The 26184-nt window shown below is 65.9% G+C and carries 22 protein-coding genes and 1 tRNA gene; 17 read left to right on the forward strand and 6 right to left on the reverse strand.

Going from position 1 to position 26184, the window contains the following annotated elements; genetic code table 11:
• Nucleotides 1–6 precede the first annotated feature (6 nt).
• A complete protein-coding gene (locus RALTA_RS06640) occupies nt 7–375 on the forward strand; it encodes a VanZ family protein (protein WP_012352664.1) in 369 nt (122 codons plus the stop codon).
• Here RALTA_RS06640 and RALTA_RS06645 read toward each other — a convergent pair.
• Nucleotides 350–1207, reverse strand: coding sequence for a 23S rRNA (adenine(2030)-N(6))-methyltransferase RlmJ (locus RALTA_RS06645; protein ID WP_012352665.1), 858 nt, complete (start codon nt 1205–1207; stop codon nt 350–352). The genes RALTA_RS06640 and RALTA_RS06645 overlap by 26 nt on opposite strands.
• Before the next feature lie 145 nt (nt 1208–1352).
• On the opposite strand from RALTA_RS06645, the gene mnmC reads away from it, so the two are divergent.
• From mnmC to fabI, 12 genes are all read left to right on the forward strand, one after another.
• On the forward strand, nt 1353–3326 hold the full coding sequence (gene mnmC, locus RALTA_RS06650; RefSeq protein ID WP_041232121.1) for a bifunctional tRNA (5-methylaminomethyl-2-thiouridine)(34)-methyltransferase MnmD/FAD-dependent 5-carboxymethylaminomethyl-2-thiouridine(34) oxidoreductase MnmC: 1974 nt from the start codon (nt 1353–1355) through the stop codon (nt 3324–3326).
• Between the two features lie 230 nt (nt 3327–3556).
• A complete protein-coding gene (gene tig, locus RALTA_RS06655; protein WP_012352667.1) occupies nt 3557–4912 on the forward strand; it encodes a trigger factor in 1356 nt (451 codons plus the stop codon).
• A gap of 100 nt (nt 4913–5012) precedes the next feature.
• Nucleotides 5013–5663 (forward strand): ATP-dependent Clp endopeptidase proteolytic subunit ClpP, encoded by a 651-nt coding sequence (clpP, locus tag RALTA_RS06660; RefSeq protein WP_011615108.1) that lies wholly within the window; start codon nt 5013–5015, stop codon nt 5661–5663.
• Nucleotides 5664–5915: 252 nt separating this feature from the next.
• The gene (clpX, locus tag RALTA_RS06665; RefSeq protein ID WP_012352668.1) at nt 5916–7193 is read left to right on the forward strand and encodes an ATP-dependent Clp protease ATP-binding subunit ClpX; all 1278 of its coding nucleotides are present in this window, start codon (nt 5916–5918) and stop codon (nt 7191–7193) included.
• A gap of 253 nt (nt 7194–7446) precedes the next feature.
• Nucleotides 7447–9858: an endopeptidase La gene (gene lon, locus RALTA_RS06670; RefSeq protein ID WP_012352669.1), complete on the forward strand. Its 2412-nt coding sequence runs from the start codon at nt 7447–7449 to the stop codon at nt 9856–9858.
• A gap of 189 nt (nt 9859–10047) precedes the next feature.
• A tRNA-Val gene (locus RALTA_RS06675) sits at nt 10048–10123 on the forward strand.
• Between the two features lie 406 nt (nt 10124–10529).
• The gene (locus RALTA_RS06680; RefSeq protein ID WP_012352670.1) at nt 10530–10784 is read left to right on the forward strand and encodes an RNA-binding protein; all 255 of its coding nucleotides are present in this window, start codon (nt 10530–10532) and stop codon (nt 10782–10784) included.
• Nucleotides 10785–10840: 56 nt separating this feature from the next.
• Complete coding sequence (locus tag RALTA_RS06685; RefSeq protein ID WP_012352671.1) at nt 10841–11428, forward strand: DUF1344 domain-containing protein; 588 nt, start codon at nt 10841–10843, stop codon at nt 11426–11428.
• Nucleotides 11429–11489: 61 nt separating this feature from the next.
• A complete protein-coding gene (locus RALTA_RS06690) occupies nt 11490–13790 on the forward strand; it encodes a DUF3141 domain-containing protein (protein ID WP_012352672.1) in 2301 nt (766 codons plus the stop codon).
• Nucleotides 13791–13829: 39 nt separating this feature from the next.
• Nucleotides 13830–14792: a phosphate acetyltransferase gene (locus tag RALTA_RS06695; protein WP_277915541.1), complete on the forward strand. Its 963-nt coding sequence runs from the start codon at nt 13830–13832 to the stop codon at nt 14790–14792.
• A 4-nt stretch (nt 14793–14796) separates the two neighbouring features.
• The gene (locus tag RALTA_RS06700) at nt 14797–15987 is read left to right on the forward strand and encodes an acetate/propionate family kinase (protein WP_012352674.1); all 1191 of its coding nucleotides are present in this window, start codon (nt 14797–14799) and stop codon (nt 15985–15987) included.
• Nucleotides 15988–16066: 79 nt separating this feature from the next.
• Entirely contained in the window at nt 16067–16846 is a 780-nt protein-coding gene (gene fabI, locus RALTA_RS06705) for an enoyl-ACP reductase FabI (RefSeq protein ID WP_012352675.1), read from the forward strand.
• A gap of 85 nt (nt 16847–16931) precedes the next feature.
• Here fabI and RALTA_RS06710 read toward each other — a convergent pair whose 3' ends face one another.
• The 4 genes from RALTA_RS06710 to RALTA_RS06725 form a co-directional block, all read right to left on the reverse strand.
• Complete coding sequence (locus RALTA_RS06710; protein ID WP_012352676.1) at nt 16932–17810, reverse strand: NAD(P)-dependent oxidoreductase; 879 nt, start codon at nt 17808–17810, stop codon at nt 16932–16934.
• 56 nt (nt 17811–17866) lie between these two features.
• Nucleotides 17867–18490: a TetR/AcrR family transcriptional regulator gene (locus RALTA_RS06715; RefSeq protein ID WP_012352677.1), complete on the reverse strand. Its 624-nt coding sequence runs from the start codon at nt 18488–18490 to the stop codon at nt 17867–17869.
• A 90-nt stretch (nt 18491–18580) separates the two neighbouring features.
• On the reverse strand, nt 18581–19975 hold the full coding sequence (locus RALTA_RS06720; protein WP_012352678.1) for an amino acid permease: 1395 nt from the start codon (nt 19973–19975) through the stop codon (nt 18581–18583).
• A gap of 263 nt (nt 19976–20238) precedes the next feature.
• Nucleotides 20239–21333, reverse strand: coding sequence for a branched-chain amino acid aminotransferase (locus RALTA_RS06725; RefSeq protein WP_012352679.1), 1095 nt, complete (start codon nt 21331–21333; stop codon nt 20239–20241).
• A 650-nt stretch (nt 21334–21983) separates the two neighbouring features.
• Here RALTA_RS06725 and RALTA_RS06730 point away from each other — a divergent pair.
• From RALTA_RS06730 to RALTA_RS06740, 3 genes are all read left to right on the forward strand, one after another.
• Entirely contained in the window at nt 21984–23351 is a 1368-nt protein-coding gene (locus RALTA_RS06730) for a patatin-like phospholipase family protein (protein ID WP_041232122.1), read from the forward strand.
• Nucleotides 23352–23565: 214 nt separating this feature from the next.
• The gene (locus RALTA_RS06735; RefSeq protein ID WP_012352681.1) at nt 23566–24045 is read left to right on the forward strand and encodes a carboxymuconolactone decarboxylase family protein; all 480 of its coding nucleotides are present in this window, start codon (nt 23566–23568) and stop codon (nt 24043–24045) included.
• Nucleotides 24046–24049: 4 nt separating this feature from the next.
• Nucleotides 24050–24451, forward strand: coding sequence for a cupin domain-containing protein (locus tag RALTA_RS06740; RefSeq protein ID WP_012352682.1), 402 nt, complete (start codon nt 24050–24052; stop codon nt 24449–24451).
• A gap of 98 nt (nt 24452–24549) precedes the next feature.
• Here the strand turns inward: RALTA_RS06740 and RALTA_RS06745 are convergent, their stop codons facing one another.
• Nucleotides 24550–25395, reverse strand: coding sequence for a MipA/OmpV family protein (locus tag RALTA_RS06745; RefSeq protein WP_041232123.1), 846 nt, complete (start codon nt 25393–25395; stop codon nt 24550–24552).
• Nucleotides 25396–25707: 312 nt separating this feature from the next.
• Here RALTA_RS06745 and RALTA_RS06750 point away from each other — a divergent pair, with 312 nt between their 5' ends.
• Nucleotides 25708–26172 (forward strand): RidA family protein, encoded by a 465-nt coding sequence (locus RALTA_RS06750; RefSeq protein ID WP_012352684.1) that lies wholly within the window; start codon nt 25708–25710, stop codon nt 26170–26172.
• The last annotated feature ends 12 nt before the right edge of the window (nt 26173–26184 follow it).

Below are 26184 nucleotides of genomic sequence, written 5' to 3' on the forward strand. Positions count from 1 at the left end.
CCGCCCATGCTTGCCGTTCCGACCCCGACCCCGCTGCACTGGCGCCTGCTGTTCTGGGCTTGTGCCGCCGCTGTGCTGGCGCTGTCGCTGATGCCGCCGACGCAGCCGCTGCCAACCACCGGCTGGGACAAGGCCAACCATGCGCTCGGATTCGCGATGCTGGGCGTGCTGGGCGGACGCGCCTACGCCGGGCGCGGCTGGCCGCTATGGCTGGGCCTGGTCGCGTATGGCGGCCTGATCGAGCTGCTGCAGGGACAGACCGGCTACCGCGAGGCCGACTGGCTCGACCTCTTTGCCGACGCCGTCGGCGTGGCCGCGGCCATCGCGCTGGACTGGCTGGTGCGGCGGCTCAGCGCTCCTCGGCTTCGAGCGTAAACCCGGCGCCGTCGTCCTGCCCGAGCAGGCCGACCAGTACCGGCATGGCCTGCTGCAGCGCTTCCTGCAGCCGCCACGGCGGGTTGACGATGAACATGCCGCTGCCGTGCAGCCCCAGGCCGCCTTCGACCGGGCGCTTGACCGTCAGGGTCACATGGAGCCAGCTCTTGAGCGGCAGGCCCTTGAGCTGCACCGGCAACTGCACCGCTTCGCGCCGCTGCACCTGCGGGTACCAGACCGCATAGACGCCGGTGGCAAAACGTTCCAGCCCGTCGCGCACGGTTTGCACGGTGCGCGCGTAGTCCTGCTTGTCTTCGTAGGAAGGATCGACCAGCACCAGTGCGCGCCGCGGGGGCGGGGGCAGGATGGCCTTGATGCCGCCGAAGCCGTCGCCGTCGTACAGCATCACGCGGCGCCCGGCGCCGCGGAAGTTGTCGCGCAAGACCTGGATCTCGGTGCTGTGCAGCTCGAACAGGCGCAAGCGGTCGTGCTCGCGCAGCATCTGCCAGGCCAGCCACGGCGAGCCCGGGTAGTGGCGCAGGCTGCCGTCCGGATTGAGCGCGCGCACCTGGTCCAGGTATTCGTCCAGCATCGCCGGGAGTTCAGTGCCGCTCGCGGCGGCGCGCCACAGCGGCGCGATGCCGGTCTCGAACTCGGCCTTCTTCTGCGCGTAGGCGTGGTCCAGCGCATAAAGGCCGGCGCCGGCATGGGTGTCGATGTACCAGAATGCCTTGTCCTTCTGCGCCAGGTGCGCGAGCAGTTGCACCACGACGGCGTGCTTTAGGACATCGGCGTGATTGCCGGCATGGAAGGCGTGACGATAGCTGAGCATGTGGAGCAGGGCACCCTGGCGGCGCAAGATCGGGGCAGACGGCGGCGTCCGCGGGAAGGCCGCTATGCTACCATCCGCCGCGAGTCGCCCCTGCCACGCTCCTGACGCTCCGTCGGGGGCATTCCGCTTTCGAGTTTCCTGTCCCATGCCGCGCGCACTCGAGCCCGCCGAGCCCATCCTGTCTGCCCAGGGCACCCCGTATTCGCCCCGTTACGACGACGTCTACCACAGCACCGAAGGCGGCCTGGCGCAGGCCGCCCATGTCTTCCTCGGCGGCAATGGCTTGCCCGGTGCGTGGGTCGGGCAACGGCAGTTCGTCATCGTCGAGACCGGCTTCGGCCAGGGCCTGAATTTCCTGGCGACCTGGCAGGCGTGGCGCGACGACCCGCAGCGCTGCGGCACGCTGCATTTCGTCTCGATCGAAAAGCATCCGTTTACGCGCGAAGGGCTGGCGCAATTGCATGCTGGCCTGGACGGGCTGCAGCCGCTGGCGCAGGCGCTGCAGGCGCAGTGGCCGCTGGCGCTGCCGGGCTTGCACCGGCTGGCGTTCGACCAGGGCCGCGTGGTGCTGACGCTGGCACTGGGCGATGCCGAGACCATGCTGCCGCGCCTGGCCGCCGGTGCCGATGCCTTCTACCTCGACGGCTTCTCGCCGGCGCGCAATGCCGATATGTGGTCGCCACCGGTGTTCCGCGGCCTGGCGCGGCTGGCGCGCCCCGGCGCCACGCTGGCGACATATACCGCCGCGGGTTTCGTGCGGCGGGGGCTGAAGGCAGTCGGCTTCGAGGTCAGCAAGGCGGCCGGCTTTGGCGGCAAGCGCGACATGACCGTGGCGCACTTTCGCCCGCAATGGAAATCGCGCCGCCACGCGCCGCCGCAGCCCGCGCAATGGGCCGAGCGGCATGCCATCGTGGTCGGCGCCGGACTGGCGGGCTGCGCCGTGGCCGAGCGGCTGGCCGCGCGCGGCTGGCGCGTGACCCTGTTCGATGCCCATGACGGGCCGGCGCGGCAGACCTCGGCGCATCGCGCCGCGGCCATGCATGCGCACGTGTCGGCCGACGACAGCCTGCTGTCGCGGCTGTCGCGTGCCGGCAACCAGTACGCGCTGCGCGCCTGGGCGGCGCTGGCCGAAGCCGGGCATCCGGTTGGCTGGCAAGGCTGCGGCGTGCTGCAGATCGGCGAGGACGAGGCCGAAGGCGAGGCGCAGCGTGCCGCGCTGGCAGCGATGGGCCTGCCGCCGGAATTCGTGCGCTGGATGAGCGCCGCCGAGGCGGCTGCCGCGCACCACGCCGGCGTGCCGCGCGGCGGCCTGTGGTTCCCGCAGGGCGGGTGGGTCGCGCCGCCGGACATCTGCGCGGCGCAGCTGGCGCGTGCCGGTGATGCGGTGACGGCGCGCTTCGGCTGCCGGGTCGGCGCGATCGCGCTCGTCGACGGGCAATGGCGCGCGCTCGCGCCGGACGGCACCGTGCTGGCGTCGGCAGCGGTGCTGGTGTTGGCCAATGCACATGAGGCGCAGCAACTGCTGCCGCAGCAACACTGGAGCCTGCGCCGCGTGCGCGGGCAACTGACCACGCTGGCGGCCGCGCAGGTCGACGCGCTCGGCGGCTGGCCCGACTGCGTGGTGACCGGCGCGGGTTACCTGCTGCCGCGTGCCGCCGACGGCAGCGGCCGCGTCGGCTCGAGCTATGACGAAGACATCGGTCCCCTGGTGGCGCAGCCGGCGGTCCACGCCGCCAACCTTGGCAGGCTGGCCGGCCTGCTGCCGGACCGGGCCGGCGCGGTGGCCGAAATCGATCCCGCCGATGTGTCGGGCTATGTCGGCGTGCGCACGGTCACGCACAACCGGCTGCCGCTGATCGGGCAAGTGCCCGACGAGGCCGCCGCGGTGGCACAGGCCGCGTCGCTGCGCGGCGCGCACCTGCGCGACATGCCGCGCCTGCCCGGGCTTTATGCGGCGCTTGCCTATGCCTCGCGCGGCCTCACCTGGGCTGCGCTGGGCGCGGAACTGCTGGCCAGCCAGATCGAGGGCGAGCCCCTGCCGCTGGAGGCGGACCTGGCCGATGCGGTGGATCCGGCACGCCTGCTGCTGCGCGCGCTGCGCCATGGGCAGGCAGCGTAGCGTGGCGCAGCGACGCTGCATGGTTGGGGCGCGTTCCGGGCAAAATCTGCCGGAAGCGAATCAAAACCGTGCGATAATCCCCGTTTTCCGTTTGCGCGGAGCTTTCCGTTCGCCGGTGCGCTGCCCTGGCCGTCCTGTGGTGACGGCGCCGTGGCGGTAAAGCGGGCGGTACGCGTACAAGACGGCAGCACCTACGAACACAACTACATTTCTGGATTGGATCTACGACCATGTCGAACGTGATTGAGAACCTCGGCAAGCTGGACCGCAAGGTGACCCTGGCCATCCCCAAGGCCGAAGTGGAGAAGGAAAAGCAGGAGCGCCTGGTTCGCCTGTCGAAGACCGTGAAGATGTCGGGCTTCCGTCCGGGCAAGGTGCCGATGAAGATGGTCGAGAAGCAGTACGGCCAGCAGGTCGAGTTCGAAGTCCGCTTCGACAAGGCCGCGCGCAAGTTCTTCGACATCACCAAGGAACAGGACGTCAAGGTTGCCGGCCAGCCCAAGTTCGAGATCAAGAACGAAGGCGTGGGCGAGGATGAAGTGGCATTCGACGCCACCTTCGAGGTGTACCCGGAAGTGACCATCGGCGACCTGTCGGCGGCTGAAGTCACCCGCACCAGCACCGAGATCACCGACGCCGAAGTCGACAAGACCATCGACATCCTGCGCAAGCAGCGCGTGCACTACCACGCCCGCGGCGAATCCGGCGAGCATGGCGACGGCGGTGCCGACGTGACCGCGCAGAACGGCGACCGCGTGACCGTGGACTTCGTCGGCAAGATCGACGGCGTGGAATTCGCCGGCGGCAAGGCCGAGGACTTCCCGTTCGTGCTGGGCGAAGGCCGCATGCTGCCCGAGTTCGAGCAGGCCACCCTGGGCCTGAAGGTCGGCGAAAGCAAGACCTTCCCGCTGGCATTCCCGGCCGACTATCACGGCAAGGAAGTGGCTGGCAAGACCGCCGAGTTCACCGTGACCCTGAAGAAGGTCGAGTGGGCCCACCTGCCGGAAGTGAATGAAGCCTTCGCCAAGTCGCTGGGCATCGCCGACGGCAGCGTCGAGAAGATGCGCGCCGACATCCGCGAAAACCTCGAGCGCGAAGTGAAGCGCCGCACGCACGCCATGCTGAAGGACCAGGTCATGGAAGCGCTGCTGAAGGCCAGCGAGCTGGACGTGCCCAAGGCCCTGATCGAGCAGGACCAGGAGCGCCTGGTCGAGATGGCCCGCCGCGACCTGGAGCAGCGTGGCATGCCCAACGCCAAGGACATGCCGATCCCGGCCGAGATGTTCGCGCAGCAGGCCGAGCGCCGCGTCAAGCTGGGCCTGATCCTGGCCGAGATCGTCAAGGCCAACGGCCTGGAAGCCAAGGCCGACCAGATCAAGGCCGAGATCGAGGACTTCGCCAAGAGCTACGAGGACCCCAAGGAAGTCATGCGCTGGTACTACGGCGACCAGCAGCGCCTGGCCGAAATGGAAGCCTACGTGCTCGAAAACAACGTGGTAAATTTCGTGTGCGACAAGGCCAAGGTCACCGACAAGAAGGTGTCCTTCGAGGAACTCACCGCCGAAGGCAACGCGCAGCAAGCCTGAGGCCGGAAGGGACCGGCAGCCCCGCGCCACGGCGCGGGGCAGGGACTTCCCGAGTTACCCCGGATTGCCTTGCGATCCGACGAATCCATGGAGAACATGCATGACCCGCAATGATTTGCTTGACCGTCTCGCCACCACGCAGGCTTCGGCACTGGAAACCCAGGGCCTGGGGCTGGTGCCGATGGTCGTCGAGCAGTCCGGCCGGGGCGAGCGCGCCTATGACATCTACTCGCGCCTGCTGAAGGAGCGCGTGGTGTTCATGGTGGGCGAGGTCAACGACCAGACCGCCAACCTGGTGGTGGCACAGCTGCTGTTCCTGGAAAGCGAGAACCCCGACAAGGACGTGTCGCTGTACATCAACTCGCCGGGCGGTTCGGTGTCGGCGGGTCTGGCGATCTACGACACCATGCAGTTCATCAAGCCCGACGTGTCCACGCTGTGCATGGGCATGGCGGCGAGCATGGGTGCCTTCCTGCTGGCGGCGGGCGCCAAGGGCAAGCGTTCGGCGCTGCCCAATTCGCGCATCATGATCCACCAGCCGCTGGGCGGCGCACGCGGCCAGGCCTCGGACATCGAGATTCAGGCGCGCGAGATCCTGTACCTGCGCGAGCGGCTCAACACCATCCTGTCGGAAGTGACGGGCCAGCCGGTCGAGAAGATTGCCCGCGATACCGATCGCGACAACTTCATGAGCGGCGACCAGGCGGTCGACTACGGCCTGATCGACAAGGTTCTCGCCCGCCGCGGCTGATGCGGCGCGCCGCCGTGGCCTATCGTGGAACGGCGGCTTGCCACGCTGGCTGGGCCCAAATGGCGAAGGCTACACCGGAACGAGGCCCCGTGCCTCGTTTTTTGCATCGGAACCTGTGAAACGGGGTCTTCGCCCCACAGCCGGGGGGAGCCGCCGGTGGTGCCAATTGTTTTGGCGTATGATGCGTTTGAAGCGTATCGCCGAGGAGCCTGTCGCTCCGCGGTGTGCGCACTGCAAAAGTGACTGATTCCTATGGCGGACAAAAAAGGTTCATCCAGCGAAAAGCTTCTGTACTGCTCCTTCTGCGGCAAGAGCCAGCATGAGGTCAAGAAGCTGATTGCCGGCCCGTCGGTGTTCATTTGCGACGAATGCATCGACCTGTGCAACGAGATCATTCGCGACGAGGCCACGGCATCCGAGAAAGACGCCGCCGCGGCCGCGCGCTCCGACCTGCCCACGCCCCACGAGATCCGCGAAAGCCTGGACCAGTATGTGATTGGCCAGGAACAGGCCAAGAAGATCCTGGCCGTGGCGGTCTACAACCACTACAAGCGCCTCAAGCACCTCGGCAAGAAGGACGATGTCGAGCTGTCCAAGAGCAACATCCTGCTGATCGGACCCACCGGCTCCGGCAAGACGCTGCTCGCGCAGACGCTGGCGCGCCTGCTGAACGTGCCGTTCGTGATCGCCGACGCGACCACGCTGACCGAAGCCGGCTACGTGGGCGAGGATGTCGAGAACATCATCCAGAAGCTGCTGCAGAACTGCAATTACGAAGTCGAGAAGGCGCAGCGCGGCATTGTCTACATTGACGAGATCGACAAGATCTCGCGCAAGTCGGACAACCCGTCGATCACGCGCGACGTGTCCGGCGAAGGCGTGCAGCAGGCCCTGCTCAAGCTGATCGAGGGCACCATGGCATCGGTGCCGCCGCAAGGGGGTCGCAAGCACCCGAACCAGGACTTCCTGCAGGTGGACACGACCAACATCCTGTTCATCTGCGGCGGCGCCTTCGATGGCCTGGAAAAGGTCATCATGCAGCGCTCGGACAAGACCGGCATCGGCTTTGCCGCGCAGGTCAAGAGCAAGGAAGAGCGCGACGTCAGCGAGGTGCTGCCCCAGACCGAGCCGGAAGACCTGATCAAGTTCGGCCTGATCCCCGAACTGATCGGCCGCCTGCCGGTGGTGGCGACGCTGGCCAAGCTGGACGAGGCTGCCCTGATGCAGATCCTGGTCGAGCCCAAGAATGCGCTGGTCAAGCAGTACCAGAAGCTGCTGGCGATGGAAGGCGTCGAGCTGGAAATCCGTCCGGGCGCGCTGAGCGCCATCGCACGCAAGGCGATCCGCCGCAAGACCGGCGCCCGCGGCCTGCGCTCGATCCTGGAGCAGTCCCTGATGGACGTCATGTATGACCTGCCTAATTACAAGGGCGTGCAAAAGGTGGTGATCGATGAGAATACGATCAACGGCGACGCACCACCGCTGCTGATGTATGAGGAACAGCAGCCCAAGGTGGCAGGGTCCAACTGACGCGAGGCCTGCCAGCGTGGTAAGTGGTCGGCACCACACCGGCAGCAGGCGGAAAGGCCGTTCGCGTAGAAGCGAGCGGCTTTTTTTGTTTATTTCTACCGACGAGAGGGAGGAAACGCGGGTATGCTGTTTCAGAGGGGCCACCAAGTGCAGGTAGCGGCATCTGCCTGCCTTGAGGAATCGATTGGCACGTATCTTGTAATCGATTCAGGCGGCCCAATTTACGCCTTAAATGACTGACTTGGGGAAAATGATGTCCGGAACACAACTCCTCCCGGCCGAGCCGATTCGCCTGCCACTGTTGCCGCTGCGCGACGTGGTGGTGTTTCCGCACATGGTGATCCCGCTGTTCGTGGGACGCCCAAAGTCCATCAAGGCGCTTGAGACTGCGATGGAGGCGGGCAAGAGCATCATGCTCGTGGCCCAGAAGACGGCGGCCAAGGACGAGCCGACCGCCGACGACCTGTACGAGGTCGGCTGCATCGCCAATATCCTGCAAATGCTGAAGCTGCCCGACGGTACCGTGAAGGTGCTGGTCGAAGGTACGCAGCGTGCCAATATCCGCGAGGTGAGCGAGGACGATTCGCACTTCATGTGCGAAGCCGTGCCCGTGCCGCCCGCACCGGGCGAAAGCGCCGAGACCGAGGCCCTGCGCCGCGCCATCGTGTCGCAGTTCGACCAGTACGTGAAGCTCAACAAGAAGATCCCGCCGGAGATCCTGACCTCGCTGTCGGGCATCGACGAGGCAGGGCGCCTGGCCGACACCATCGCCGCGCACCTGCCGATCAAGCTCGAGCAGAAGCAGAAGATCCTGGAGATGGTCAATGTGACCGAGCGCCTGGAAAGCCTGCTGTCGCAGCTCGAGGGCGAGATCGACATCCTTCAGGTCGAAAAGCGCATCCGTGGCCGCGTCAAGCGCCAGATGGAAAAGAGCCAGCGCGAGTACTACCTGAACGAGCAGGTCAAGGCCATCCAGAAGGAACTGGGCGAGGGCGAAGAAGGCGCCGACCTGGAAGAACTCGACAAGCGCATCAAGGCTGCGCGCATGCCGAAGGAAGCCAAGAAGAAGGCCGACGCCGAATTCAAGAAGCTCAAGCTGATGTCGCCGATGTCGGCCGAAGCCACCGTCGTGCGCAACTACATCGACACGCTGGTGAACCTGCCGTGGCGCAAGAAGAGCAAGGTCAACAACGACCTCGCCAACGCCGAGCGCGTGCTGGATGAAGACCACTACGGCCTGGAGAAGGTCAAGGAACGCATTCTCGAGTACCTCGCGGTGCAACAGCGCGTGGACAAGGTGAAGGCACCCATCCTCTGCCTGGTCGGGCCGCCCGGCGTGGGCAAGACCTCGCTCGGCCAGTCGGTGGCGCGCGCGACGAACCGCAAGTTCGTGCGCATGGCGCTGGGTGGCGTGCGTGACGAGGCCGAGATCCGCGGCCACCGCCGTACCTACATCGGCTCGATGCCGGGCAAGATCCTGCAGAGCCTGTCCAAGGTCGGCGTGCGCAATCCGCTCTTCCTGCTCGACGAGATCGACAAGATGGGCATGGATTTCCGCGGTGATCCGTCGTCGGCGCTGCTCGAGGTGCTGGACCCGGAACAGAACCACACGTTCCAGGACCACTACATCGAGGTGGACTTCGACCTGTCCGACGTGATGTTCGTGGCGACGTCGAACTCGCTGAACATCCCGCCGCCGCTGCTCGACCGTATGGAAGTGATCCGCCTGTCGGGTTACACCGAGGACGAGAAGGTCAATATCGCCCAGCGCTACCTGCTGCCCAAGCAGATCAAGAACAATGGTCTGAAGGCCGGCGAGATCGAGGTCACCGAAAGCGCGATCCGCGACATCATCCGCTACTACACGCGCGAAGCGGGCGTGCGTTCGCTGGAACGCGAGGTGTCCAAGATCGCCCGCAAGGTGGTCAAGCTGCTGCTGCTGAAGAAGGAGTCGGGCACGATCAAGGTCGATTCGGAGAACCTGGACAAATTCCTGGGCGTGCGCAAGTACGACTTCGGCCTGGCCGGCAAGGAAAACCAGGTTGGCCAGGTGACCGGCCTGGCGTGGACCGAGGTGGGCGGGGACCTGCTGACCATCGAAGCCGCGATCATGCCGGGCAAGGGCAACATCACCCGTACCGGTTCGCTGGGCGACGTGATGAAAGAGTCGGTCGAGGCCGCGCGTTCGGTGGTGCGTTCGCGGGCACGCCGCCTGGGCATCACCGATGAGATGTTCGAGAAGCGCGACATCCACATCCACGTGCCCGAAGGCGCCACGCCCAAGGACGGCCCGTCGGCAGGTGGCGCCATGACCACGGCGCTGGTGTCGGTGCTGACCGGCATCCCGGTGCGCGCGGATGTCGCCATGACCGGCGAGATCACCCTGCGCGGCGAGGTGCTGCCGATCGGCGGCCTCAAGGAGAAGCTGCTGGCGGCCCACCGTGGCGGCATCAAGCTGGTGCTGATCCCGGAGGAGAACGTCAAGGACCTGGCCGAGATCCCGGACAACGTCAAGAACGCCATCGAGATCGTGCCGGTGCGCTGGATCGACAAGGTGCTGGAACTGGCGCTCGAGCGCAAGCCCGAGGCCCTGCCGGAAGAGGACGCCAAGCCCGCCGAGGTGGCGGACAAGGCCACGGCGAAGGTCGAGCGCCTGCATCACTGACGCCGCCTCAGCCGCATGAACGAAGCGCCGCAGGGCAGCAATGCCCCGCGGCGTTTTTTTGTCCTGGCGCCCTTGGCAAACCGAAATCACCTGTATTAAACTTGCGCCCTCGCAACGCAAACCACGGCAACTGCCGCGAGGTGCGGAGCGTTCAGCACGTGGCAGGCAGACAGCCTGCGATGGCCGAGCGGGTGCTTAGCTCAGTTGGTAGAGCGGCGCCCTTACAAGGCGTAGGTCGGGGGTTCGAACCCCTCAGCACCCACCACCGCGAGGCCGGTAAATCAAGGACTTAGAGCGATCTAGGTCCTTTTTTTATACCTGTTTCACCATCAGGCACAGGAGCCTGCATGGGTCCTCCTCAGCATCGGGTGACGAAAGCCCCATGCCTTTCCCGCCAACACATCGCGCTCGCGAAAATTCCTTTGCCGACAGGCTAGGATCCGCTTTACTCAGTTGACCGTGATCCGCATTCGCGCGACGGGTGTGTCGGACATCAGTCGTGTAGGTAAAAAATCTTCTTACTGCTTATCGAAAAAGATTCAGTTCTGTTTTGCGCAGGACAGAAGCTAGAGTTCGTGAATCGGCGTGGACAAAAGCGGACACACTGCGAAAGCCGTCGGCGATGCTGCCGGCTGCGTCTTCAGATTCGTGCCCATCTTCGGAGATGAGTCATGTCTATTCTCTTGCTTGGAAACCTGGACGCAGCAGCCACGGATGAGGAAATCGGCTCCTTTCTCGTGAAATACGGGCTCCCGCAATACACCAGCATTGAACACGTGGCAGGCGACGGCACCAGGCCTGCGGTGCGGCTGACCTTCGATACGCTCGACGACGACACACTGGAAAAGCTGCGCGAGCGTATCCACGACATGTTTTGGAGAGGCCACAAGATTTCTGCGCTGGTGCTGAGAGAGCGCTTCAACTGAAGCGTCGGCATCGGGCAGCGCGGCGCGTTCAGCAATACTGACAGGAGGGAGCCAACATGAAACCCAGCACACTGCTGGTTGCGGTTGTGATGACCGCGGCCAGCGCTATCGCATCGGCGCAAACCGAAACCCGCGTGGATGTCGCGCAAACGCCCGAAGGGGCCATCGCGACCGGCACCGCCACGCTGACTGCCCGCATCGTCAAGATCGATGCGCCGACACGGACGGTGTCGCTCAAGTCGGCGGACGGCAAGACCACCGATCTGGTCGTGGGGCCGGAGGCGCGCAACTTCGAGCAGCTCAAGGTCGGCGATACCGTCACGATCGCGTACAGGGAAGCGCTTGCCCTGAGCCTCAAGAAGGGCAGCGGGCCGCTCGCCGTGCATGAGCGCAAGATCTCCGAGCGCGCCGCGCCGGGTGCCAAGCCGGGCGGCACGATCGGCAGGGAAGTGACTATCACGGCGGACGTGATCGACTTCGACACCACCGCCAGGTCCGTTACCCTGAAGGGGCCGAAGGGACGCACCATGGTCCTGCTGGTGGGGGATCCGGAGCGCATGAACGGCATCAAGAGAGGCGACCGGGTCGAAGCGGTCTATACCGAAGCCGTTGCCGTGTCGGTGCAGCCTGCCGCTGCCCGGTAGCCGGACCGGTGCCAGCTCGCCTTGCTGGCGCGCAGTGTGACAGATTCCAGCGGAGGACAGTATGGATGCGGCAAAGCAACTGGTGCGCGCGCGCGAAGTGGGTCTCAAGACCGGCATGGTGCTGCAGAAGCGCCTGAGGCATGCACAGGAGGTCTATAGCGGCCGTGTGCGGCAGGCGGCCGACGCTTCGGGCGGCCCGGCCATCCAGGGAGGCGGCCTGGATCCGATGAGCGGCTATGCCTATGCCGTCGACAGCATGCAGCGTGCCGTCCTGTTCTGGGACACGCTGCGGCAACGGGGCAACAACTTTGTCGAGAACACCATGCAGGGGCTCAGGCCGGTCCTGCATTTCGGCTATGAAACCATCCTGGATGGGCGCAAGTTCGAACGGCCCGTCAACTACGCACTGCTGAAGATCACGCCACCCGACGGCGTGACCATTGATGACAGCCGCCGCCCCTATGTCATCATCGATCCGCGCGCTGGCCATGGTCCGGGCATCGGCGGCTTCAAGGACGACTCGCAGGTGGGCGTCGCGCTGCGTGCCGGCCACCCCGTTTATTTCGTCATCTTCTTCCGCGACCCGGAGCCCGGGCAGACCCTGCTGGACGTGTGCGAGGCCGAGCAACAGTTCATCAAGCGCGTGCGCGCGCTGCATCCGCACAGTGCCAAGCCAGCCATCATCGGCAATTGCCAGGGGGGCTGGGCCGCGATGATGCTCGGCGCCTCTGACCCGGACGACACCGGGCCCATCGTCATCAACGGCGCGCCAATGTCGTACTGGAGTGGTGCCTGGAGCGAAGGCGAAGGCGATAACCCGATGCGCTATTCCGGCGGATTGCTGGGCGGGACCTGGCTGGCTTCGTATACGGCCGACCTCGGTAACGGCAAGTTCGACGGCGCCTGGCTGGTGCAGAATTTCGAGAACCTGAATCCGGCCAATAGTCTCTGGGACAAGTACTACAACCTGTACAGGAAGGTCGATACCGAGCCGCCGCGCTTCCTGGAATTCGAGCGCTGGTGGGGCGGCTACTACCTTATGAACCGCGAGGAGATCGAATGGATCACGCGCAATCTGTTCGTCGGCAACAAGCTCTGGGGCGGTGATGTCAAGGGGGCCGGCGGCAAGGCGTTCGATCTGCGCGAGATCCGCTCGCCGATCGTGCTGTTTGCCTCGTTGGGCGACAACATCACGCCCCCTCAGCAGGCCTTCAACTGGGTCGCGGACATCTATGGCAGCACCGAGGAGATCAAGGCGCGCGGTCAGGTCATTGTCGGCATGATGCACGAGAGTGTCGGCCACCTCGGCATCTTCGTCTCCGGCAAGGTCGCGCAGAAGGAGCACGCGCAGATCGTCTCGGTGCTCAAGAGCATCGAGCTGCTGCCGCCGGGGCTCTACGCCATGCGGATCCAGGAGCGCAAGGGCAGCGAAGGCGTGGAGTACGAGGTCGAGTTCGAGGAACATTCGCTCGAGGAGATTGCCAGCAGGCTCAACCGCTTCGAACGGGTGGACGAGAAGCCGTTCGAGGCGGTCGCGAACCTGTCTGACTTCACGCAACGCGCCTACGAACTGTTTGCGCAGCCCTATGTCCAGGCGGTGTCCAACGAGATGACAGCACGGGTGCAGCGCGAATTCCATCCGCTGCGCATGCAGAACTGGCTGTTCTCGGACCTGAACCCGTGGATGGCGTGGCTCAAGCCGGCTGCGGACGCGGTCAGGGCCAACCGGCAGGCACTGCAGCCAGACCACCCGCTCCGGCAGCAGGAAGAAGCGGGCGCGGAAATCCTCAGCGCCAGCCTGGACGCCTACCGGGCCGTGCGCGATGCGATGACCGAGTACACCTTCTTCAATGTGTACGCCAACCTGTTCCCGTTCCTGGCAAGGAGCGAGCCTGCCGCCCGCGCCGGCGCAACAGCCGCTACCGCGCCGGAGGAGCTGCCGGAGGTCAAGGCGGCGCTGGCCGCGGTGGCGCGTGGCGGATACGCCGAGGCCATCGCCCGGCTCGCCTGCCTGCTGAGCCGCAAGGGCGAGCCCTTGCCACTGTCCCGGCTGGAGCTGGGCAAGGAACTGGTGACGGACTATGCGGACCTGCTGCCCGATCTTGCGCCGGACGCCTGGCGCAAGATCCGCGGCCAGCAGGAACTGATCGCGCGGTACGCGCCCGACCAGGCGCTCAAGACCCTGCCGACGCTGCTCAGGCACCAGGCCGACGGGCAGCGGCTGCGGACGCTGGCGGAGAAGCTGCGTACCGATGCGCGGCTGCTTGGCGCCACGCCCACGGCGGAGCAGGCAACCATGCTTGAAAAGATCCGCGCGGTGCTGGAAGCCAGGCCGGAACGCGCGCTCAAGCGCGCGTCCTAGCGCACTGGGGGTCGCCTTCAGCGCCGGCGGCCGGAACCGATGATCCTGACGCAGGAGCAAACCGTGAACGCCAGGCATGAGAAGTACCAGCGTCTGATTGACTACTGCAAGACCATGCCGGCCACGCCTACCGCGGTGGCGCATCCGTGCGACCAGGCTTCGCTCGAAGGCGCGGTGGAGGCCGCACGGCTGGGCCTGATCGCGCCGATTCTGGTCGGACCGCGTGCCCGCATCGAGGACGCCGCCCGGGCCGCCGGCATCGACATCCGCGAGTACCCGATCGTCGATGCCGAGCACAGCCATGCGTCAGCGGCCGCCGCCGTGCAGCTGGTGCGCGAAAGCAAGGCCGAGGCCCTGATGAAGGGCAGCCTGCACACCGACGAGCTGATGGGGGCGGTGGTCAAGGGCGACAGCGGTTTGCGCACGGCGCGGCGCATCAGCCACTGCTTCGTGATGGATGTGCCGGGGCATGCAGACGCCCTGATCGTCACGGACGCCGCAGTCAATATCGCGCCGACGCTCGCCGAGAAGGCCGACATCCTGCAGAACGCCATCGACCTGGCCCACGCGCTGCGGGTCGATGAGGTGCGCGTGGCAATCCTGTCGGCAATGGAAACGGTCAACCCCAAGGTGCCGTCCACGCTCGATGCCGCCGCGCTATGCAAGATGGTCGACCGCCATCAGATCACCGGCGCGGTGGTCGATGGTCCGCTTGCGCTGGACAATGCCATCAACCTGGCTGCGGCGCGGATCAAGAAGATCGATTCGCCGGTGGCGGGGCGCGCCAATGTGTTGCTGGTGCCGGACCTGGACGCCGGCAACATGCTCGCCAAGAGCCTGACTTTCCTGGCCGGCGCCGACGCCGCGGGCATCGTGCTGGGCGCGCGGGTGCCGATTATTCTGACCAGCCGTGCCGACTCGGTCACGACACGGCTGGCCTCCTGCGCCGTGGCCGCGCTGGTGGCCAGGGCGCGCCGCGAATCCGGCCAGGTGGCGGGGTGATGCCATGGCCGAACTGATCCTGGTCCTGAATGCGGGTTCGTCGAGCATCAAGTACTGTGCCTACGATACCCATGACGACGCCTTGAGACTGGTCCTGCGCGGCAGCATCGACGGGCTTTACACGGCACCGGCATTCCGCGCGATGGACGGGACGGGCGCCGAAATCGAGGCCAGGCAGTGGGATGCCGGCAGCGAACTCGGGCACGAAGGGGCCATCGCCTTCCTGGCAGATTTTTTGCGCGCCCACGGCGAAGGGCATTCGCTGAGCGCGGTGGGGCACCGGGTCGTCCATGGGGGCGTGCGTCTTACCCGGCCTGCGCGGGTCACCGAGGCGCTGCTGGCGGAACTTGACACGCTGTGCCCGCTTGCCCCGCTGCACCAGCCCCACAACCTCAAGCCGATCCGGATCCTCGCCGAGCGGCGTCCGGAGCTGCCGCAAGTCGCCTGTTTCGATACCGCTTTCCACCGGGCACAGCCGGAGGTGGCACAGGCATTCGCGCTGCCTGCCGAAGTGACCGGCCGCGGCGTCCGGCGCTACGGCTTCCACGGGCTTTCCTACGAGTACATCGCCGGGGTGCTGCCGAGCGTCGACGCTGCCGCGGCGGCAGGGCGCACGGTCGTGGCCCACCTCGGCAACGGCAGCAGCATGTGCGCGCTGGTGGGAGGCCGCAGCGTGGCCAGCACCATGGGCTTTACCGCGGTGGATGGCTTGCCGATGGGAACCCGCAGCGGCAGTCTCGATCCAGGGGTGATCTTGTACCTGATCAGCGAACTCGGCATGGAGGCGCGGGCCATCGAGGACCTGATCTACCGCAAGTCCGGCCTGCTCGGCGTCTCCGGCGTGTCGAGCGATATGCGCGCGCTGCTCGCCAGCGACGATCCGCGCGCCCGCTTTGCCATCGAGTTGTACACCTACCGCATTGCCAGGGAGCTTGGCTCGCTGGCCGCTGCCGCGCAGGGATTGGATGCGCTGGTGTTTACCGCAGGCATTGGCGAGCATGCTGCGCCGATCCGCGAGCGCGTCTGCCAGCTCGCGGCATGGCTCGGCGTGAGCATCGATGCCGCGGCGAACGACAGCGACGGGCCGCGCATCAGCCTGGCTTCGAGCCGAGTCCCGGTGTGGGTCGTCCCGACCAACGAGGAGCTGATGATTGCCAGGCATACCAGGGAGATCCTCGCGGCACAGGACCGATGACCGGGCCAGCGACCCGGACTGGTAACGGGCATGGGCATCGGTGGCGCCACCGCAGCAACGAACCCATCGGGAAAGTGACATGACAGCCGAGAAACAGCCGATCCTCGCCAACACCCGCGCGCTTGTGTGCGGGATAGCGAATGAGCATTCCATTGCCTATGGGTGCGCCAAAGCCTTCCGTGAACTGGGAGCGGAGATCGCCGTGACCTATCCCGGCGAAAAGGCGCGCCAGTTTGTCGAGCCGGTGGCGCAGGAGCTGGACGCTTCCATCTTCATGCCGCTGGATGTCACGAACCCGGCCGAAATGGACGCGTTGTTTGCGCGCATCGGGGACCAGTGGGGAGGGCTGGATATCCTCGTGCATTCGATTGCCTGGGCGCCGAAGGACGATCTGCAGGGTGGCCTGCTCAACTGTTCGGCAGAGGGCTTTGCCAAGGCAATGGATGTGTCCTGCCATTCCTTCGTGCGTATGGCCCGCCTGGCAGCGCCCCTGATGGGCAACGGTGGCACGATGTTCACCATGAGCTATCACGGCGCCAACAAGGTGGTGCCGAACTACAACGTCATGGGTCCGGTGAAGGCCGCCCTGGAAGCCGTGTCACGCTATCTGGCATACGAGCTGGGCCCGCGCGGCATTCGCGTGCATGCAATCTCGCCAGGACCACTGCAGACTCGCGCTGCGTCCGGGCTGAAGGGCTTCGATCTGATGCTCGCTGACGCTGTGGAACGCGCTCCGCTGGGCGAACTGGTCGACGTCATGGACGTCGGGTACACCTGCGCCTTCCTGGCGACGCCGTACGCCAGGCGGCTGTCGGGCGAGACCCTGTATGTGGATGGCGGCGTCAATATCATGGCGTGAAAGGCCAGCAAACATGTCGACGTGGCGCTAGCCATCCACCGCACTGCGATGGTTGCCGCGATGCGGTCACAGGTACGGTGGCGGTTCAGGCCTGCGCGGCACGGCGTGCGGACGTGCGCGACAGTGCCGCCCAATCCAGGTGGCCGTCGCCATGCGCAAGGCTTTCGATATGGGTATCGCGCAGCGTACTCGCCAGCGGAAGCGGAACGTTGGCCTGTTCCGCGGCTTCCAGCGCCAGGCGCACATCCTTGAGGCCGAGCGCGAGCTTGAATCCTGCCGGCTCGAAGCGTTCTTCGGCGATGGCCTGCCCATACCCCTTGTAGACGGGGGCGGCGAAGGCCGTGGACGTGACCAGCTCCAGGAAGCCGGCCTTATCCACCCCATGGCCGTGCGCCAGGGCCACGGCTTCGCCCATCGTGCCAATGGCGCTGGCGATCATGAAGTTAACGGCTAGCTTGGCCGCATTGGCCTGTTCCGGCCGCTCCCCGAGCTGCCAGGTCTTTTGACCGAGTACATCCAGCAGCGGTTGCACGCTTGCAATGGCTTCTGCCTTGCCGGCCACCAGGATGTTGAGCTGGCCTGCTTCCGCGACGTTTACCCGTCCGAGCACCGGCGCGGCAACGTAGTCCACGCCTTGCGACTGGTGTAAGGCGGCCAGCTCGGCTGCCAGCGCCACCGATATCGTGGCCATGTTGACATGGATCGCTCCCCGCCTGAGCGCGCGCAGTGCCTGCGCATCCAGTAGCGTGGCACGGGTGGCTGCATCGTCGGCCAGCATCGAGATCAGCACGTCCGCATCGGCCACCGCCTCGACAGGTGTGGCGGCGCTCTGCGCGCCGAGCGCTGCCAATCTCGCCACCGGCATGGGCGAGCGATTCCAGCCACGCACCGCGTAGCCGGCCTTGAGCAAATTGGCGGCCATTGGCAGGCCCATCGTGCCGAGGCCGAGAAAAGCGATCTTCATGGCAAGTCCTCCTTGGTCAAAAGGGAATGAATGTTTCCTAAATAGCCAAAAAAATTTCAGGTTAATACCTTGAGCGCAGCGTCCACCACGGCCTGCATCTGCTCCCGGCTGCGCCCGGTCTTGCCGACCACGCGCATGCCTTGCGTCAGGCACAGCAGCACCTGCGCAGTCGCTTCGACATTCACATGGGCCGGGATCGAGCCGTCTTCCTGGCCCTGGCGGATCAGTTCGGCCAGAAACGCCTCGTTGCGCGACAGCGCGGCGGCGATATGGCGGGCGACGGGTTTGTCGAACGCACACAGTTCCACCGTGCTGGCGACGACCAGGCAACCTTGCCGGCCAGCCGCGCCCTGCGCGGATTCGGCGTAGAAGGCCAGGGTGGCGCGCAGGCGATCCAGCCCGGTGCCGGCGTTATCGATGGCGCGCTGCAGTGTCTCCGAGCGCAGGGAGCGGTAGCGATCAAACGCCGCCAGGAACAGCGATTGCTTATCCTTGAACGCCTTGTAGAGACTGCCTTGGGCGAGGCGCATGGCGCGGGTGAGATCGCTGATCGAAGCGCCGTGGTAACCGCGTTCACTGAACACGCGCACGGCCCGATCCAGTGCCTGGTCGAGGCTGAACTCGCGCGGGCGGCCCCTGCTGCGCGGGCGTGTGGGGTTGTGGGACTGGCTTGCGGACATGCTGGTGGCTTTGCCAATTAGGAAATGATTGCTCCCAATATAACAGCTTGCATGGCCGATGGGTCCGAAGACCCCACCGGGCTTGGGCGGTCAGGCACCACCGTGCAGCACGGCATTGCGCCGCGCATAGGCGAAGTAGATCACCAGCCCCAGCGCCAGCCACACCAGGAACGCAGCCCAGGTCAGCGCCTGCAGATGCGCCATCAGGAACAGGCAGAAGCCGATCGACAGCAGCGGCACCACCGGCACGCCCGGGCAACGGAATGCGCGCGGCAGATCGGGCCGGGTCTTGCGCAGCACCAGCACCGCCACCGAGATCAGCGTAAACGCGGCCAGCGTGCCGATATTGATCAGTTCCGCCAGCACGTTCAGCGGCACGAAGGCGGCAATTGCGGCAAACACCAGGCCGACGGTCCAGGTGGCGAAGTACGGCGTGGCGTGCACCGGGTGCACCGATGACAGGCGCTCGGGCAGCAGCCCGTCGCGCGACATGGCGAAGATCACGCGGGTCTGGCCGTAGGTCATCACCAGGATCACCGTGGTCATGCCCAGGATCGCGCCCAGGTCGACAAAGCCCGCCACCCAGTTCTGCCCGGCGAACTGCAGCGCCAGCGAGACCGGGTGGTCCACGCCGGCAAACTTCGCGAACGGCACGATGCCGGTCATGATCGCCGCGACCACCACGTACAGCACGGTGCAGACCGCGAGCGAGCCGATGATGCCGATCGGCAGGTCGCGGCGCGGGTTGCGCACCTCTTCCGCCGCCGACGTCACGGCATCGAAGCCGATAAACGCGAAGAACACCAGCGCCGCCGCATTGAAGATGCCGGTGAAGCCGAACGGCGCGAACGGCTGCCAGTTGGCCGGCTGCACGTGCCATACGCCCACCGCGATAAACAGCAACACCACGCCGATCTTCACCGCCACCATCAGGTTGTTGACGCGCGCGGACTCGCGCACGCCGTAGGACACCACCCAGGTGATGGCCAGCATGATCAGGCACGCCGGCAGGTTCAGCACGGTGTGCACGCCCGGCACCGAGCCCGGCGCCGCGGTCAGCGCCGCCGGCAGCTTCATGCCGAAGCCCGCCATCAGCGACTGGAAATAGCCCGACCAGCCCACCGACACCGCGGACGTCGCCAGCCCGTATTCCAGCAGCAGGTCCCAGCCGATCATCCATGCCACGATCTCGCCCAGCGTGGCGTAGCTGTAGGTATAGATCGAGCCCGACACCGGGATCGCCGAAGCGAACTCCGCGTAGCACAGCGCGGCAAAGCCGCACGCCAGCGCCGCGATCACGAACGACACCGTCAGCGCCGGCCCCGCGGTCAGCGCGCCGGTGCCGGTCAGCACGAAAATGCCGGTGCCGATGATGGCGCCGATGCCCATCAGCACCAGGTCGACCGGACCTAGCACCTTTTTCAGGGCGGCGACGTGTCTCTGCGCCAGCATGGCGTCGATATCCTTGGTTCGGAACAAGCTCATATAGGGATCTCCTGCATGGGTTGTGCCGCGCGCGCACGGATCCGCGCCGGAGATGGCGGCGCGGCATGCGGTGCGCTGGCATCCGGGCAGCGTGCCGACGGGTAGGCGGCACGGCTCGCCGGCACGCAGGTCGCGCGCCGGTCCCGGTAATTTTTGTGGAATTGCCCCAGACCGCCGAAGCGGGGGCAGACGTCAAGCCAAGTCAACGCGGCGAGCGTTGCCCTCCGATTGCTTGCTCGCCGCCAGCGTCAGTCACGCCGATCTCAAGCGACGTGATGCACCCATCCGAACGGGTCGGCGATGCTGCCGCGCTGGATGCCGGTCAGCAAGGCACGGAGCCGTTGCGTGACTTCGCCTTCGCCGCCGTTGCCGATGGTGAATTCGCCGCCGGCGTGACGCACCTGCCCGATGGCGGTGACGACCGCGGCGGTGCCGCAGGCGAAGGTTTCCCTGACCCGGCCACTGGCTGCATCGGCGCGCCACGAAGCGAAGTCGTATGGCGTTTCGTTGACCGCAATGCCCTCGTGGCGGGCCAGCTCGATGATCGAAGCGCGGGTAATGCCTGGCAGGATGGTCCCTTTCAAGGGGGGCGTGCGCAGGGAGCCGTCATCCATCACGAAGAACACGTTCATGCCGCCGAGCTCTTCGATCCAGCGGTGCTCCGCGGCGTCAAGGAACACCACCTGGTCGCAGCCCTTGGCCGCGGCCTCGGTCTGCGCGATCAGGCTGGCTGCATAATTGCCGCCGCATTTGGCGGCGCCGGTGCCGCCGGAAGCCGCGCGGGTGTATTGGTCCGAGACCCAGACCGTTACCGCCGACTTGCCTGGCTTGAAATACGGGCCGACCGGACACGCGATCACGCAGAAAATGAATTCGGCGGAGGCGCGCACCCCGAGGAAATTCTCCGAGGCGAACATGAACGGGCGCAGGTAGAGGCTGCCCTGGCTGCCGGGAATCCAGGCGCGGTCAATGTCGACGAGCGCTTCCACGGCTTGCAGGAAGGTGGCCTCGGGCAGGTCGGCCATCGACATGCGGGCAGCGGAGGCGCGAAAGCGCCTGGCGTTCTCCAGTGGCCGGAACAGCGAGATCTTGCCGCCTTCGCCACGGTATGCCTTCATGCCCTCGAAGATTTCCTGCGCGTAGTGCAGCACGGCGCAGGCGGGGTCGATCTGGAAAGGACGGCGTGCTTCCACCCTGGCGTCATGCCAGCCGCGACCGTCGGTCCAGCGGATCGTGACCATGTGATCCGTGAACACGCGGCCGAAGACGGGATTCTCCAGGCTGGAGGCGATCTGGTCGGCGGGGGTGGGGCCGGGATGGGGCTCCAGGGCGAACTGCAGTGAATTTTCAGTGCTCATGCTTCAGTGCTCGGGGGATGTTGGGCCATATGGCCTGGCCGCCGCGGTGGCGTGACCGGACGGGTGCGCTACAAGGGAGTACTGGTACGGGCCATGCGATAGGAGGCCGCCAAGCCAATCGGTATCGGCGGGCGTCGCAGTGCCCGGATCGCGCTCAGGCAGACGGCGCCGTGTCGAGGCTGCCGCCGTTGCCGGCCAGTCGCTGCCGCGTTGCGGCCTGGTGCGGTCTGGCGAGTATTGTCGCATTCACGATGTCTGTCTCCGGATGTTTTATTTGTCTGGAGGAGTGTAAGAAGCGGCCGCGCCGCCGTAAATTCAATAATTCCCACATCTGGTATCTTCAAAACGCATAGCGGACGATGGATTCTGATCTGCAAGAATGGGGGCCTTCCCTACATCCGAAGCCGCTCCGGTCGCTCCGGTCGCTAATCCGGCTACGTGCCGTCCCCGCAGTGATGCCATATCATGGTGAGGCATCCTGGCCAACGGATGCATGCGGCAACGCATCGCCACCTTTCCATCCCGCCGGCTGCGCCACACCAGGCATGTCTCGCCCTGACCGCACTCTCCGCCGCAAGCACTGCCTGACCGGGCCAACCGGCACGCCGGGTAGCGGGCGCGGCACTTGGCAAAGAGCCTGCCGGGCGCTGATGCTGCTGTGGCTTGCGGGAGTCGGTGCCTGCGGCTCGCTTTCGCACAATGTCCCCCGCAATCTGCCCCAGCCGACGGCGGCCAGCGCAACCGTCCCCCTGCGCGAGCCCACCGACGTCGCCGGGCCGACGACCATCGCCATGGCCTTCTCCGGCGGCGGCACGCGGGCCGCGGCCTTCGCCTTCGGCGCGCTGCAGGGGCTGGACGCCATGCGAGCTCCCGGCGGCGCTTCCTTGCTCGACGACGTCGCCTTCATCAGCAGCGTTTCCGGCGGCTCGCTCACCGCCGCATACTTCGGCCTGCACGGCAAGGACAGCCTGGCGACGTTCCGATCGGTGCTGTTGAAGGACGGAGAGGCCCGGCTTCGCTTCAGCCTGCTGAATCCCCTCAACATTGCGCGGCTGTTTGCCGGGGGACTCAACAACCGGGAAGATCTTCAGGCATGGCTGGACGAAGACGTGTTCAAGGGAGCCACCTACGCCGACATGTTCCGGCGCGGCAAGCCTCTGGTGTGGATCAACGCCACCAACGTCTATTACCGGGTCGCGTTTCCGTTCAGCCAGCTGGCATTCGATGCGCTTTGCAGCGATCTCGCCAGCTTTCCCGTGTCCGAGGCCGTCGCCGCCTCCATGGCGGTGCCGCTGTTCTTCGCGCCCATCGTGCTGGAAAAGCACACCGACGCATGCCGTGCGCCGCTGCCGAACCTTGACCATGCCCATGCGCCCGGGCAATCGCTGCTGCTTGGCGCGCTGGCGGCTGCCGTGCGCGGCCACCGGGACCTGTCGAAGGGCAAGTACATCAAGCTGGTCGACGGTGGCGTGACCGACAACTATGGCCTGGCCACCATTTTCCAATCCCGTTTGCTGCTGGGCACGGCTTATGGGCCCATGAGCGAGAACGACGCGATCCATGTGCGGCGGCTGCTGTTCGTCGTGGTGGACGCCGGCCAGGGTCCGCGTGGCGACTGGAACCGGCGCCAGGATGGCCCGTCGGGAATCGAAGTCGCCAACGCGTCGATCGATGCGGCAATGGCCACCAACGTGCGCATGAGCTATGACGCCTTCGTTCCCATGATGCGCCAGTGGCGCAACGACCTCGTCGCGTATCGGTGCGCCATGCCGTTTGTCCGGCAGCAGGCGATTGCCGAGCGCCGTCCAGGCTGGCGCTGCGACGACGTCGAGTTCTTCGTTACGCGAATTGCCTTCGACGCCCTCGACCCGGCGCGATCTGCAAGCCTGAACGAGCTGCCGACCCGGCTTCGGTTGCCCGAGAAGGATGTCGATCGCCTGATCGAAGCGGGCCGGGATGCCATCCTGGGCAACCCGGTGATCCGCGAGTTCGAGCGCGAAGCCAACGCAGCCCGATAGGGCCGGCGCGGAAGGCGGGTGGTCTGCCGGCCAGGCCTGCGCTGCGGGAATGCCATCGTGCCGGACGATTGGTGTCGGCACGGTAACAGTGCGTGTCCCTCGGCGGAACTACCGGTGCCGCCGGCCCACGGCTACGATTCGTTGCAAGCGGTACCCGCGCGACGTCCGGCGCGGGTCCGCCGGGCATTCCCGCCATCTCAGCAGGAGAGAGATCATGACGCAGCGTCTCAACTACTTCCAGCAGTCCCCGGAGCTGTCCAAGAAGCTCATGGAGCTGAACAGCCTTTTCCAGAAAACGACGATCGAGCAGCACATTCGCGAACTCGTGGAGATTCGCGCTTCGCAGCTCAACGGTTGCGCGTTCTGCGTCGACATGCACATCAAGATGGCCAAGATCCACGGCGAGCGCGAGCTCCGGCTGCATCACGTGGCGATCTGGCGCGAATCGACGCTGTTCTCGGCGCGCGAGCGCGCCGCGCTGGCCTGGACCGAGGCCCTGACCCAGCTGCCCGCGCAAGGCGTGCCGGACGATGTCTACGAGCGCGTTCGCACGCAGTATTCCGAGAAGGAGCTGTCCGACCTGACTTTCCTGGTGGGCACCATCAATACGTGGAACCGCTTGAACGTAGCGTTCCGCATGGTCCCCGGTTCTTCCGACAAGGCGTTCGGGCTGGACAAGGCCAATCTGGAGTAATGCCATGACACGGTCGATTGCCATGGCGGCAAGCCTGGTGCTGCTGATGTCGGCGCCGCTGGCCCACGCCGCGCCGCCGGAGGTGGTGGTCCAGTCGCTGGCCACGAAGGCGTTGCCCGACTATGCGGGCAAGGAAGTCCAGATGATCACCGTGGAGTACCCGCCCGGCGGCTTCGACCCGGTGCATCGCCATGACGCGCATGCGTTCGTCTATGTGCTCGAGGGCAGCATCGTGATGGGCGTGAAGGGCGGCAAGGAAGTCACGCTGAAGGCGGGCGAGACCTTCTATGAAGGCCCGGACGATCTCCACACCGTCGGTCGCAATGCCAGCAAGACCAAGCCGGCAAAGTTTGTCGTGTTCCTGCTCAAGAAGCAGGGTGCGCCGATCTTCACCCCGGTGAACTAGCGCAGCCGTGCCCCGGGCCGGTCACGGTCCGGGGCCCTGAATCACGAATCCAGGATCCGCCGGCGGCAGCCGCGCGATGTGCCGACCCGCCGGTGGCGCTATTCGCGGCTCGGTACGTACGTCGACGACTGGCCGAAGATCCAGCTCAGTGCCAGTCCGGCGGCCAGGGCGTCCTTCTGGCGCACCAGAGGACTGCTCTCGAAGCGGGCACCATCCAGCCGGTCGTAGCGGACGAAGGCGCCGAACCAGACATGACGGAACCGCCTGGACAACGAAGCCAGCGCCATGCTGCCGGAATAGCCGGCCTGGGCGATATAGGCCGGACGCGCCGCGGTCGCGAACTGTTCTTCGACGGAATAGAAATACTGGTTGTAACGCGCGGTCGAGAACAGCGGCCCCGCCATCAGGCCCAGGTTCCAGCCGGGCAGGCCGCCAACGTTGGCAACGTCCAGGTTCAGGTGCGGCGAGAAGATCCAGCCAATCGCCTTGGGCGACGATTCCACCGTCACCGCCAGCCGTATGGGAAGGCGCAGGTCCAGCCGGGTACGGTCCTGAGCGGATCGCCAAAGCGTGAGCGCCAGCGAAGGACCGATTTCGACGGCGGGCTTGAGGTCCGGCATACCGCGGCGCGCCGCATCCTCGCTGCTTTCGACGGGTAGCGAGAGGCCGAGGCTGACATTTATCTCGATCCGGTCGCTGTCGAACAGCTTGCCGCGCACCCCGTTGCGGTCTGCCCGCAAATGCTCGCCGCGGTATACGAAGTAGGGGACCGGAAACAACAGGTTGGCGCGTGCGTCCGAGCCGCGGTAGTGCGGCAGGGTGATGCCGCCGACCCCAAGCCCGACTTCCCACAACGGCCGTTCGATGGCATCGAAATCCTGTGCCCCGCACGCCGTGGCGAAGGCCACGGCAATTGCCGGGAGCGCGCGATAGTGTTTGCGCAACCTCGTCTCTGGGAAGCCATGCCGTGATCGGCTGGCGCAATGCCCGGTTCGCATGGCGTGGCTCCGGAGAACTTTGGTGGAATTGCGGGGAAAAACCGAGCAGGAGCAAAACCAGGCCAAGTATAACCAGAGTGGCCGGCTGCGCGGTTCCCGCTCAGCCCCCCGGCGGCGCAGCATTTGTTCCCCGCAGTACCAATTGCTGTTCCTGGTGATGCCTTTATCCGATGGCGGGGGTCGCATAGAGTGGGTCGCATGGGCCCTGGGGCGTCCTGTCCGGGACGCCTTGTGTGAGCGGGCCTGACTGGAGCCGATATGTCGATTCGTGAACGCCTCGCCGCGCGCGGCCTTGTCTTGCCGCCGCCCCCGCAACCCCTGGGCAGCTATACCGCGGTCAGCCAGGCCGGCGACCTGCTGTTTATCTCGGGACAGTTGCCGCTGCAGGATGGCAAGGTGATCTGGCAGGGCCAGATCGGTGCTGAGCTGACCGTCGAGCAGGGCAGAAGCGCGGCCGAGCTGGCGGCGCTCAACGTGCTGGCACAGATCGATGCCTACCTGGACGGCTTCGATCGCCTGGACCACATCGTCCGCGTGGACGGCCACATCGCCAGTGCGCCAGGCTGGTTCGGGCAGCCGGCGGTCCTCGACGGGGCGTCCGACCTGTTCCGTGACGTGCTGGCGGAAAAAGCCGGCCATGCGCGCACCATCTCTTCGCACTTGCAGCAGCCGGGCAACGCCGCCGTGATACTCGTCGTCATAGCACAGGTCCGGCCCGCATAGTCCTTGCGTCGC

It is taken from the genome of Cupriavidus taiwanensis LMG 19424, assembly GCF_000069785.1.
Lineage (GTDB): Bacteria > Pseudomonadota > Gammaproteobacteria > Burkholderiales > Burkholderiaceae > Cupriavidus > Cupriavidus taiwanensis.